The following is an 11,614-nucleotide window of genomic DNA, read 5'->3' on the forward strand; positions in this document are numbered from 1 at the left end:
CTTGTGCCGCAACGGCTCTCCAGTACGCGCGCGACGGCGACGCGCTGAGTCGTACCCGGTTGCCGGCGGGGTTCGCTTGTGCTGCAACGGGTTGCGTACGGAGACGGCGAGGGCCCGGGACGGGGTGTCCCGGGCCCTCGTCGTGGGGCGTCGGTCAGGCGCCGGCGGCGATGTCGCAGGCGCGCGCCCGCAGCGCCCGCTGTACTCCGTCCTTGCCTTCGGCGACGAGCCGCCGCAGCGGCGCCGGGTGGTCGCCCGACAGCCACTGGTCGGTCGCCGCCACCGTGGCCTCGTCCACCAGCAGGCTCGGGTACCCGAGAATGGCGAAGACCTGCGCGACCTCGCCGTCGAAGCGGCCCCACACGCCGGCCACGTCCGTGAAGTACAGGTCGCGGTACGGGGCGAGCAGGTCGAGCTGCGCCGAGTGCCAGAAGCCCTGGAGCATGGCGCGCTGGAGCCAGTTCGGCAGCTTGGTGTCGGTGGTGATCTGGTGCCACACGTCGGCCTTGCTGTCCGCGTCGGGCCGCAGCGCCCGCGCCAGCGACGCCTGCCGCTGGCCGCTCGCGGTGTTGTCGCGGGCCAGCTCGGCGTCGATCTCCGCCGCCCCGTACTCGCCGAGCGCGACCAGCGTCTGCGTCAGGTGCCAGCGCAGGTCGGTGTCGACGGTCAACCCGGCCGGTACGTTCTCGCCGGCGAGCCAGCCGCGCAGTACGGCCAGCTCGTCCGGCGTCCGCGCCAGCGACGCGTACTCCTGGGCGAAGGTGAGCTGGAGCCCGCCGCCGGGCTCGGCCGTACGCAGGGCGTCGGTGAGCGCGGAGGTGAGGATCGCCCGGCCGGTGGCCTGCCACGCCGGGTCGGCGTACAGGTTGATGGCCTGGCGGGCGGTACGCAGCAGGATCGTGACCAGGCTGACGTCGGTCTCGGCGGCGATGCCGGTCGCGACGAGCTGCACGAACTGGCGCGCCGGCAGCTCCGCGTCGCGCAGCATGTCCTGCGCCGCCGCCCACACCAGCCCGCGCGGCAGCGACGAGGCGAAGTGCGAGATGTGCTCGACGATGGTCGCCATGGACCGCTCGTCCAGCCGGATCTTCGCGTACGTCAGGTCGTCGTCGTTGACGAGCAGCACGTCGGGGACGCGCTCGCCGGTCAGCTCCGGCACCTCGGTGCGCTCGCCGGACACGTCCAGCTCGATCCGCTTGCGCCGCACCAGTTTCCCGCCGTCCAGGTCGTACAGGCCGATGGCGAGGCGGTGGGTGCGCAGCGTCGGGTAGTCGGCCGGGGCCTCCTGGAGCACGGCGACCGCGGAGTACGTGTCGCCGTCCACGGCGACCTCCGGGCGCAGCGTGTTGACCTGCGCGGTCGTCAGCCACTGCGACGCGTACCCGCGCAGCTCGCGGCCGGACGCCTCCTCCAGCGCGCCGAGCAGGTCGTCGAACGTGGCGTTGCCCCACGCGTGCTTCGGGAAGTACGCCCGGAGGCCGCGCACGAACGCGTCACGCCCCACGTACGCGACGATCTGCTTGAGGATGCTGGCGCCCTTGGCGTACGTGATGCCGTCGAAGTTGACCTCGACGGTCTCCACGTCCGGCACGTCGGTGTACACGGGGTGCGTGGTCGGCAGCTGGTCCTGGCCGTAGCCCCAGCGCTTGCGCAGCGCGAGGAACGTGGTCCAGGCGTCGGCGAAGCGGGTGGCCTCGGCGTTGCACCAGTGGCTGGCCCACTCGGCGAACGACTCGTTCAGCCACAGGTCGTCCCACCAGCGCATCGTCACCAGGTCGCCGAACCACATGTGCGCCAGCTCGTGCAGGATCGTGTTGGCGCGCTGCTCGTACTCGAAGTCGGTGACCTGCGAGCGGAACAGGTAGTGCTCCTCGGAGATCGTGATGCAGCCGAAGTTCTCCATCGCGCCCGCGTTGTACTCCGGCACCAGCAGCTGGTCGTACTTTGCCAGCGGGTACCGCATGCCGAACTGCGCGTGGTAGAAGTCGAAGCCCTGCTTGGTGATCGTCAGGATGTCGTCGGCGTCCAGGTGCTCGGCCAGGCTCTTCCGGCAGTACACGCCGAGGTCGATGCCGTCGTGCGAGTCCCGCACCTCGTGGTACGGCCCGGCGCAGACGGCCGTGACGTACGTGCTCATGAGGGCGCCCTCGGTGAACGTGACGACCTTGTCGTGCTCGCGCTCGGCGGTCTCGGCGACCGGCGAGTTCGACACGACGGTCCAGTGCTTCGGCACCGTCACCACGAACGTGTGCTTCGCCTTCAGGTCCGGCTGGTCGAAGCAGGCGAACGTGCGCTGCGCGTCGTTCGTCTCGAACTGGCTGTACAGGTAGACCTCGCCGTCGACCGGGTCGACCGCCCGGTGCAGGCCCTGCCCGGACGTCGAGTAGACGCAGTCGGCGTCGACGACCAGTACGTTCTCCGCGGCGAGGCCGGGCACCGCCAGCCCCTTCTCCGCGTCGTACGACGAGAGGTCGAGCGGGGTGCCGTTGAGCGTGGCCGACCGCAGCGTCTCGGCGGAGATCTCCACGAACGTGGCCGCGCCGGGCTCGGCGCAGCGGAAGGTGATCTCACTGCGGGAGGAGTACGTCTGCTCGCCGGGCGCGCCCGAACCGTCCGTCAGGTCCAGCTCGACCCGGTACGTCACGTCGGACAACAGCCGGGCGCGCTCGGCAGCCTCGGTCCGGGCGAGGTTGTGGATGCCTGGCAAGTCTCCTCCTTGAGGCTTGGTGCCTGGCGGCCTCGTGGGCCGCCGCATGTGCGTGCTCTGGCGAGTGTTCCACGGCCCGGGGCGGCCCGCGCGGATACCTACCGGCAGGCTCATGGTTGCGGTAGCAATTGTTAGGGAACCTGCTGTGTGAGGACAGAGAGAAGGACAGCGTGAGCGAGAACGACCGGACAAAGGTGCACATGTGGTTCGACCCGGCCTGCCCGTGGGCCTGGCTGACCTCCCGCTGGCTGCTGGAGGTCGAGGGCGTCCGCCCCATCGACACCACGTTCCATGTGATGTCGCTCGCCGTTCTCAACGAGGACAAGGACATCCCGGACGACTACCGCACCATGCTCTCCGGTACGTGGGGCGCCGTGCGGATCTGCATCGCCGCCGAGCGCAAGTACGGCCCGGAGGTGCTGCGCGACCTGTACACGGCGCTCGGTACCCGGATCCACCCGCTCAAGCAGGAGAAGAACCGCGACCTGTACGTCGCCGCCCTGACCGAGGCGCGGCTGCCCGTCGAACTCGCCGACGCCGCCGACACCGACGAGTACGACGAGCGGCTGCGGGAGAGCCACCACGAGGGCATGGACCCGGTCGGGTACGAGGTCGGCACCCCGGTCATCCACGTACCGGGTGCGGACGGGCTCGTCGCGTTCTTCGGCCCGGTGATCAGCCCCGCGCCCAAGGGCGAGGCCGCCGGCAAGCTCTGGGACGGCGTCCTCGCGGTCGCGTCCACCGACGGATTCTTCGAACTCAAGCGCACCCGTACCCGCGGCCCGATCTTCGACTGACCGCCCGCCGGTGCCCGGTGGGACCGACTCCCACCGGACACCGGTGCCGGGCTAGGGCAGGTAGTACATGGGGTTGGGCATCTTGAAGGTGCGCTCGGCGTGCCCGCCCTTGAGGTCCGAGTACTGGTCGCCGACGTTCGCGACGATCGTGTAGCCCTCGTCCTCGATGTGCGCCCGCGTGCCCGACTTGTACTCGACGGTCGAGCAGTTCGGCGAGCACGGCAGGTACGGCGGGTACGGCGCGGTCTTCACCTTGGTGTAGATGCCGGTCGGCTTCGGGAAGCCGACCTGCGCCAGGTTCGCCAGCGTGTCGTCCTGCTGGGTCGCCGGGCGGCCCGTCACGTAGAACACCGCGAACCCGTGGTCGGTCGCCCAGGTGACGACGTCGACCATGCCGAACACGGCCGGGAAGCACTTCGCGGCCACGCACTGGGCGTTGGTCGTCGGGTCGTACCCGAAGTCGTGCGACGCCTCGTACGTGTAGTTGAGCAGCGTCGTGTCGTCCACGTCGAACACCACCGCCGGCTTGTCGCCGTGCCGGTGCGTCCGCAGCCACGTGCTCAGCTGGGACTCCACCCGCTTGGCGTCGCGGGCGTAGTTCGAGTCCGGCGACGCCTTGCTGTCACCGCTGTCGCCGTAGTACGCCTTGATCTGGTTCTTGACCAGGCCCAGGTTGTCGATCTGGCTGTCGTGCCGGGGTGCGCCGCTGCCGGCACCGGTCTGGTCGGCGCTGCCGGCGCTCGCTCCGGCGACACCGACCACCAGCGCGGCACCGAGCGCGACCGCCGCGGCCAGCAGCCGTGGCCTGGTGGGCTTCCGCATCCTCTTCCCTTCCGGCCGGGGGATGCCGGCCTCTGTCCTCTCGGGGTACGCGCGGGGGACCGGCGCGCGGTGAGCAGGTTGGCCGGTGGGCGGCCCGGTGTCAATGACCCGGGCCGGGCCGATGCGGTACCGGAACAGACCGGTAGCGTCGGCGGTGACGGGGGAGGTGCCGCCACGGGCCTCCCGTGGAGGACCTCGACCGCGAGCACGAGGAGCTACCGATGCAGTCGCCGGCGCACTCGATCGGCCGTGCCTGGATCTCCGCCGGTGGTACCGGCGCCCAGAACTACGACGAGTTCGCCGACGACGCGGAGATCACCGCGATCGTGGCGGACAACCCGGCCAGCGCGCTGGCCGTCGAGATGCCGCACCGTACGCCGGAGGCCGTCGCGGCGGGGCTGTCGTTCACCGACGCGCTGCCGGCGGCGGCGGAGCGGTTCGCGGCGTCCCGCGCCGACGGGCACTACCGTGCCGCCGAGCGGGTCGTCGGGCTGTACCGGATCACCGGCGAGCAGGTCGCGTACGGGGTGTTCTGCCTGGTCGACACCGACCAGATCTCCACCAGCGCGGACGAGCCGGGCCTGGTGATCCGCAACGAGGACGTGTTCGTCGCGAAGGTACGCGAGCGGGTCGCGCTGGCCGACGCGGTCGGTTCCCTGCTCAGCCCGGTACTGCTGATGCAGACCCAGTCCGGCGCCGAGCTGCACGCCGTACTCGCCGAGCTGACCGACCGGCTCGGCGACCCGGCCGTCAGCGACACCGACCCGCAGGGCCGCACGCACGCGGTGTGGGTGCTCGGCCCCGGCCCCGACCAGGACCGGGTACTCGCCGCGGCCGGCGGCGGCGAGCTGATCGTCGCCGACGGCAACCACCGCAGCCTCGCCGCGCAGGTCGGCGGGCTGCCCCGGTTCCTGGCCGTGGTCACCACGCCGGAGTCGGTGGCGATCCAGCCGTACCACCGGCTGGTGACCGAGGTGGCGGACGTCGAGGGCCTGCCGGAGCGGCTGCGCGCGGCCGGCGCCACCGTCACCGAACTCTCCGCACCCGCCGAGGTACCGCCGGCCGGCACGGTGCACCTGGTCACCGCGGTGGGGGAGTACGCGGTGGTGCTGCCGGTGCCGGAGACGGCGGACGTGGTGGCGCGCCTCGACTACAGCGTGGTGGAGGCCGTACTGCTGCGCGACGTGCTCGACATGGAGCCCGGCGACAAGCGCATCACGTACGTCGGGGGCGACTACCCGCCGGCGTGGCTGCGTGGCGAGGTGGCCGCCGGGCGCGCCGACCTGGCCGTGCTGATCGCCCCGGTCAGCGTGGCCGACTTCGTCGCGGTCAACCTGGCCCGGCAGAAGATGCCGCGCAAGAGCACCTGGTTCACGCCGAAGGCGCGCGGCGGCCTGGTCTGCGCCGAGGTACGCGGGTCCTGACGTACGCCGGCCGGGCCGCCCCCGTGGCGCGGCCCGGCCGGTGACCGTCACTCCGTGCGCATCGCGCCGGGCCGCATCATGCGCCACACCGCGGGCAGCGTCAGCGCGGTCACGAGCAGTACCACGCCGGCGCCGGCGCCGGTGACGCCGAGGATCCCGGACCAGTCGAACCACAGCGGCTCGGCGGTCATCCGCAACAGCACGCCGCCGAGCACGACGCCGACCAGGACGGCGAGTGCGAGCCCCAGGAGGACGGGGATCGCGGTCTGCCACAGGACGGAGCGGCCGACGGTGCCGCGCCGGGTACCGAACGCGGCGAGTACGGCGAGCGGCCGGCGCCGGGCCCGGAGCTGTTCGAGCACCGTGACGAGCAGGCTGGCCCCGATCACGAGCAGTACCGCGATCGAGCCGATGAGCAGCCCGGTACGGACCGTCGCGAACTTCGCGTCGACGCTGCCGCCGCTGACCCGCATGACGTCGATGAGCGGGTCGACCCGGGCCGCCGCGGTCTCCAGCCGGTCGTACGCGAGCGGGTCGGTGAGGTCGGCCCGGACGTACGCGGTGGTGGGCATGGCGGGCGGGAGCGGGCTGGCGGCCGCGGCCTTCGGGGTGAGCAGCACCGCGCGGTCGTCGCCCTCGACGCTGTGGGCAGACCGTACGGCGGTGCGCGCGGTCGCCGGGATCCGCCACCGCAGCTCGCGGTCCTGCGCGCCGACGAGCAGGGTCGTGGCCGACCCCGGGCGGAACGCGGGCGAGCGGTCCGTACCGACGGTGAACACGTCGCCGTCCGCGCACCCGGCGACCCCGGCGTACGCCCGGAGCGTGGCGCAGTCGCCGACGACCAGCGAGCCGCCGTCGTCGCCGACGAACACGGCGCCGTGGCCGAACGCGTACACGGCGTGGACGCCGGTCGACCGCCGCAGCCCGGCCGCCAGCGCGGCACGCTGCGCCGGCCCGGACTCGCGGTTGTCGGTCACGATCGCCTGCGCGGCGCGCGGATCCTGGTGCGTCGGCTTCTCGTACCCGTGGGCCACGCCCGCGAACAGCGTCTGCAGCGCGATGGCCCCGGCCACCGCGACGGTGATGCCGCTGACCGTACGGGCGGCGCCGCCGCTGTCCGCCTGGAGCCGCCGTACGGCGAGGAGGCGCGCCACGCCGCCGCCGCCCATCCGGCCGACGACCCGCTCGACCAGCCACGGCAACAGCACCGCCGTACCGGCAAGGACGAGTACCAGGCCGGCGGCGACCTGCGCGGTGTCGAGCGAGCCGCCCGACCGGGTCACCCGGCCGGCCAGCGGCACCAGCAGCCCGAGCCCGACCACCGGGGGCACCAGCCGCCACCACAGCCGGCGCCGCCGCGTGGTCGACCGGCGCACGACGCCGAGCGGTTCGGCGGCGACCCGGCGCAGCGCCACGAGCGTGATCAGGACGGCGGCGACGGGCAACCCGACCGCGACGAGCACGGCGAGGACGGGGTCGGGGGTGAGGTCACCGGCGAACACGCTGATGTCGTCGAACGACAGCAGCTCGACCAGGCGCCGGCCGGCGAGGAAGAAGCCGGCGCCGACGACGAGCCCGGCCAGCGCGCCGAGCAACGCCTCCGCCGACGCGGTACGCCGGGTCGTCGCGCGGTCGGCGCCGACCAGCCGGAGCGCGGCCTGCTGCCGGTCCCGCGCCTCGGAGCCGAACCGGACGGCCGTCGCGACGAACACCGCCACCGGTACCAGCAGGGCGGCGATCCCGAGCACCGTGACCAGCAGCAGCACCGGATCCATGCCGCGGTCCGGGGTGGGTGAGCCCCAGCGGTCGAGGCGCTGCGCGTTCCCCCGCCACGACCCGGTGAGGGTGTCGCTGCCGAGATAGACCGAGTACTCCCGCGGCCCGGACAGCCCCTCGTCGCCGATCGTCCCGACCACCCGGTACGGGTACCGCTCGCGCAGCAGCGCGCCGTCCGGGGCGTCGAGCGCGGCGCGGAACCGCGGCGACACCACCATCTCGCCGGGACCGGGCAGCCGCGACACCCCCGGCGGTACGGCCGGGTGCGCGCCGAGCGCCTGCACGGCCAGCGCGTACACGCCCTCGCCGTGGTACTCGGTGTCGAGCGGCCGGTACAGCACGCTGGTGTCGGTGGGGCGACCGGACGCCTCGTTGAAGTCGCGCGCGTTCGTACGGTCGTCGCGGTGCGTCAGGACGGCGGGAACGGACGCGGCGAGCAGCAGCAGCGCGACGCCGAGGCCGACGCCGACGGCGGTCAGGGTCAGCCGCGTCCACGCGCCCCGCCCGCCGCGCGCCACCAGCCGTACGCCGAGCGCGAGGTCCCGCGCCCAGCGCCTCATCGGGCCCGTTCCAGGTCGACGCTGCGCCCGTCGCGTACGACGACCTCGCGGTCCGCGTACGCGGCGACCCGCGGCTCGTGCGTGACCAGCACGACCGCCGCCCCGCTGTCCCGCGCCGACTCGGTGAACAGCCGCATCACCTGCTCCCCGTGGTACGAGTCGAGGGCGCCGGTCGGCTCGTCGGCGAACAGCACCCTCGGCCCGGTGACCAGCGCGCGGGCCACCGCGACCCGCTGGCCCTGCCCGCCGGACACGTCGCCGGGCCGCTTGCCCGCCACGTCCGCGGTGCCCAACCGTGCCAACCATTCCAGCGCGGTACGCGCGGCGTCGCGGCGGCGGGTGCCGGCCAGCCGCAGCGGCAGCGCGACGTTCTCCAGGCAGGTCAGTTCGGGTACCAGCTGACCGAACTGGAACACGAACCCGAACTCGCTGCGCCGCAACGCGCTGCGCCGCGCATCGGACAGCGCCGTCAGTTCGGCCCCGTCGTACGTCACGCGGCCGGAGTCGGGCAGCAGGATGCCGGCCGCGCAGTGCAGCAGCGTCGACTTGCCGGAGCCGGACGGGCCCATGACGGCGACGACCTCGCCGGCCCGTACGGACAGGTTCGCGCCGTCCAGCGCCGGCGTCGCACCGAACGACCGCCGTACGTCGGCGGCGACGAGCAGCGGGGCCGTCACGGCAGTACCTCCTCGGTGAGGGCGGCCAGCCGGGCGGCGGTCAGCTCCAGCCAGCGCAGGTCCGCTTCCAGGTGGAACAGGGCGTGGTCGCAGATGAGCTGGTCGGCGAGGTCGCCGGTGCTCTTGCGGCGGGTCAGCGTGCGCATCAGCGCCAGGTGCGCGGCGCGCTGCGTGTCGAGGATGTCGTCCGCGCTGCGCCCGGTCAGCAGCGCCAGCACGACCTTCGTGTACAGCGTGTTCTGCAGGTACGGCTCGGGTTTCTCGGCCCGGCCGAGCCACCCGTCGAGGTCGGTGACGCCGGCGTCGGTGATCGCGTACCGCTTGCGTTCGGGGCCGGCGCCGGGCTCGACGCCCTCCAGCTGCACCAGTCCGCCCTTCAGCAGCCGGGACAGCGTCGAGTAGACCTGGCCGTAGTGCAGCGGATGGTCGTGGCCGAAGCGCTCGTCGTACGCCCGCTTGAGGTCGTAGCCGTGGCGCGGGCCGGATTCCAGCAACCCGAGCAGGGTGAGGCCGATGGACATGGCGGCGACTATACACGCGGTTTATACACGGGGTGTACACCGGCGGCCCCGGCGTGCCGCGTACGCCGGCCTGACAGACTGACCGCATGCGCGTCTACCTCGGTTCGGATCACGCGGGCTTCGAGTTGAAGGCCCACCTGCTCGACGTCCTGGCGCAGGCCGGACACGACGTCGTCGACGTCGGCGCACCCGCGTACGACGCGGACGACGACTACCCGGCGTACTGCCTGGCCACGGGCGCGCGGGTGGTCGCCGACGCCGGCAGCCTCGGCGTCGTCATCGGTGGCTCCGGCAACGGCGAGCAGATCGCCGCCAACAAGGTCCCCGGCGTCCGTGCCGCGCTCGCCTGGAACACCGAGACCGCCCGCCTCGCCCGCGAACACAACAACGCCAACGTGGTCGGCATCGGCGCCCGCATGCACACCGCCGACGAGGCCACCGGCATCGTGCGGACGTTCCTCGACACGCCGTTCTCGCACGGCGAGCGGCACCAGCGGCGCATCGACCAGATCACCGCGTACGAGCGCAGCGGCGAGCTGCCCGACCTCGGCTGAGCCGTACCTTCTCAGGCGGGGTCGCGGGGCACCCAGTGCCGGCGGACGATCGTCAGGTCGTGCTCGGCGGCGGCCAGGTCCTCGGCGGTGGGCCGGGACGCGTCCCGGGCGCGCATCGCCGCGGCCACCCCGACCTGCGAGCTGCCCGCGCCGACCAGGCCGCGCAGCCCGCGCTCGCCGTCGCCCTCGTCGCCGGGATGCCCGCCGCGGCGTTCGGTGCCGGGATGGGGGCCACGCCGCTCGGCGGCCGGCTCGTCCCGGCGCCGCGGGTGGGCCGGCGGGGTCGGCACCGGACGCTGCCGCGGTGGCTCCGGCACCGGGCCCGCGGAGCGCCGGCGCGGTTCGCCACGCTTCGGGTCCACCGGCCGCCCCTTCCGGGTACGTGCCGGGTCGGCCGCGCGCTCGTCGGCGGACGTACGGTCGTCGCGGGTCGGCCGGTCGGCGGGGCCGTCGTCCGGCGCCCGCCGTACCCGACGCCGCCGCCGCTGGTACTCCGCCATGCGCCGACCGTACCGCGTCAGGCGGCGCGGCGGCGCAGCCAGTCGAGGGCCGGCAGCGCCTGCGCCCGCTGGAACTCGCGGATCCGGGGCAGCGCCGGGGGAGCCGGTCGCAGCGACGCGGACACGAAGTAGCCGGCGACGGCGGCGATGCCCGCGGTCACGTCGGCCGGGTCGGCGCCGGCGGTGAGCGGGTGGTCACGCACGATCGCCTCCGGGTCGCCGCCGCCCTGCATGGCCAGGCTCGGCAGGAACGCGACCAGGTCGAACCACGCCACCCCGCGTACGGCGGCGGGCCAGTCGACGAACAGTACCCGCTCGGGCGTGAGCAGCATGTTGTCCGCCCGCAGGTCGCCGTGCAGCAACGTGTCACCGGCGGCCGCCGCGGGCCAGCGCGACTCGTACCCGGCGAGCAGGTCGAGGCGTGACGCCACCCAGGGGTACGCCTCGGCCAGCCGCTCGTGCCCGTCGCGGGCGAGGTCGCGGAAACCGGTCAACCCCTGGTCGTCGCTCAGGTCCGACACCGGTACGCCCGCCGGCGCCGGGGTGAGCGACCGGCCGAGGTCGGTGAGGGCGGCGAGCACCCGGTCGCGTTCGTCGGCACGCCAGGGCAGGCGCGGCGGCCGGGCGGACCACGGCCGGTCCGCCGGTACGTGCGGGGGACGGACCGCGCCGTCGTCGAACGCCAGCACCACCCAGTCGTCGTGGTCGAACGTCCACCGGAACCGCGGCGTGGGTACGGCACCGGGCAGCGCCGACACGACCCGCGCCTCCTGCCGGTACATGCGGGCGGTGTCGGCGTTGTGCGCGCCGCTGCCGGCCTTGACGAAGACCGTGTCGCCGCCGGCGAGGGTGAGCCGGGCGGCGAGGGCGGGGGAGAACCCGCCGTTCTGCGTCTCGGCGCGGACGACGCGGTCGCCGAGGCGCGCCTCGACGGCGGCACGTACCGCCAGGGGCAGGGTGGGCCAGTCGAGGCGGTTGCCGCCGGCGCCGTGTTCGAGACTGTCGACCATGCGTCCGATCATTCCCGAGAGGGCCGGGCGGGCGCATCCGGGATTCGGTGCACCGCAACGGGATCCGGTCGTACCCGGGGCCGGATCCCGTTGCGCCCCCGTGGGCAGCGGGTGCCGGTGGCCATGCTGCACCGGTACGCCCGGCGGCGCATCTAACCCTCGACGGATACCGAATCGCCGGCAACTGTGCTAGGAGGTCCTGACAGAAAGGACTGTCGGCGCCTGGCGGACTCAGGGCGACGCTGCCGACCATCCGACGCCTTTCT

Annotated in this window: 10 protein-coding genes; 3 read left to right on the forward strand and 7 right to left on the reverse strand. The window is 73.6% G+C overall.

Going from position 1 to position 11,614, the window contains the following annotated elements; all coding sequences use genetic code 11:
* Positions 1-154: 154 nt before the first annotated feature.
* On the reverse strand, positions 155-2,698 hold the full coding sequence (pepN, locus tag Aru02nite_RS21390) for an aminopeptidase N (RefSeq protein WP_203660718.1): 2,544 nt from the start codon (positions 2,696-2,698) through the stop codon (positions 155-157).
* Positions 2,699-2,907: 209 nt separating this feature from the next.
* On the opposite strand from pepN, the gene Aru02nite_RS21395 reads away from it, so the two are divergent.
* The gene (locus Aru02nite_RS21395; RefSeq protein WP_203660720.1) at positions 2,908-3,504 is read left to right on the forward strand and encodes a mycothiol-dependent nitroreductase Rv2466c family protein; all 597 of its coding nucleotides are present in this window, start codon (positions 2,908-2,910) and stop codon (positions 3,502-3,504) included.
* A gap of 51 nt (positions 3,505-3,555) precedes the next feature.
* Here the strand turns inward: Aru02nite_RS21395 and Aru02nite_RS21400 are convergent, their stop codons facing one another.
* Positions 3,556-4,326 (reverse strand): HAD family acid phosphatase, encoded by a 771-nt coding sequence (locus Aru02nite_RS21400; protein WP_203660449.1) that lies wholly within the window; start codon positions 4,324-4,326, stop codon positions 3,556-3,558.
* A 221-nt stretch (positions 4,327-4,547) separates the two neighbouring features.
* Here Aru02nite_RS21400 and Aru02nite_RS21405 point away from each other — a divergent pair, with 221 nt between their 5' ends.
* Positions 4,548-5,750 carry a DUF1015 family protein gene (locus Aru02nite_RS21405; protein ID WP_203660452.1) on the forward strand — a complete coding sequence of 401 codons (1,203 nt, stop codon included), beginning with the start codon at positions 4,548-4,550 and terminating at the stop codon, positions 5,748-5,750.
* Positions 5,751-5,797: 47 nt separating this feature from the next.
* Here Aru02nite_RS21405 and Aru02nite_RS21410 read toward each other — a convergent pair whose 3' ends face one another.
* Genes Aru02nite_RS21410 through Aru02nite_RS36800 form a run of 3 tightly spaced genes read right to left on the reverse strand, consistent with a single transcriptional unit; the run spans position 5,798 to position 9,284 of the window.
* On the reverse strand, positions 5,798-8,086 hold the full coding sequence (locus Aru02nite_RS21410; protein WP_203660454.1) for an FtsX-like permease family protein: 2,289 nt from the start codon (positions 8,084-8,086) through the stop codon (positions 5,798-5,800).
* Complete coding sequence (locus Aru02nite_RS36795) at positions 8,083-8,763, reverse strand: ABC transporter ATP-binding protein (protein ID WP_239076853.1); 681 nt, start codon at positions 8,761-8,763, stop codon at positions 8,083-8,085. The genes Aru02nite_RS21410 and Aru02nite_RS36795 overlap by 4 nt, the downstream gene beginning before the upstream one ends.
* Positions 8,760-9,284, reverse strand: a complete 525-nt coding sequence (locus tag Aru02nite_RS36800) for a PadR family transcriptional regulator (RefSeq protein WP_239076854.1) — start codon at positions 9,282-9,284, stop codon at positions 8,760-8,762. The genes Aru02nite_RS36795 and Aru02nite_RS36800 overlap by 4 nt, the downstream gene beginning before the upstream one ends.
* An 86-nt stretch (positions 9,285-9,370) precedes the next feature.
* On the opposite strand from Aru02nite_RS36800, the gene Aru02nite_RS21420 reads away from it, so the two are divergent.
* The gene (locus Aru02nite_RS21420; RefSeq protein ID WP_203660456.1) at positions 9,371-9,838 is read left to right on the forward strand and encodes a ribose-5-phosphate isomerase; all 468 of its coding nucleotides are present in this window, start codon (positions 9,371-9,373) and stop codon (positions 9,836-9,838) included.
* Positions 9,839-9,849: 11 nt separating this feature from the next.
* Here Aru02nite_RS21420 and Aru02nite_RS21425 read toward each other — a convergent pair whose 3' ends face one another.
* Together Aru02nite_RS21425 and Aru02nite_RS21430 are read right to left on the reverse strand one after the other, a co-directional pair.
* Entirely contained in the window at positions 9,850-10,338 is a 489-nt protein-coding gene (locus tag Aru02nite_RS21425; RefSeq protein WP_203660458.1) for a hypothetical protein, read from the reverse strand.
* Positions 10,339-10,355: 17 nt separating this feature from the next.
* On the reverse strand, positions 10,356-11,348 hold the full coding sequence (locus Aru02nite_RS21430; RefSeq protein WP_203660460.1) for a phosphotransferase family protein: 993 nt from the start codon (positions 11,346-11,348) through the stop codon (positions 10,356-10,358).
* Positions 11,349-11,614: the final 266 nt, after the last annotated feature.

Source organism: Actinocatenispora rupis, from assembly GCF_016861975.1.
Classification (GTDB): Bacteria; Actinomycetota; Actinomycetes; order Mycobacteriales; family Micromonosporaceae; genus Actinocatenispora; species Actinocatenispora rupis.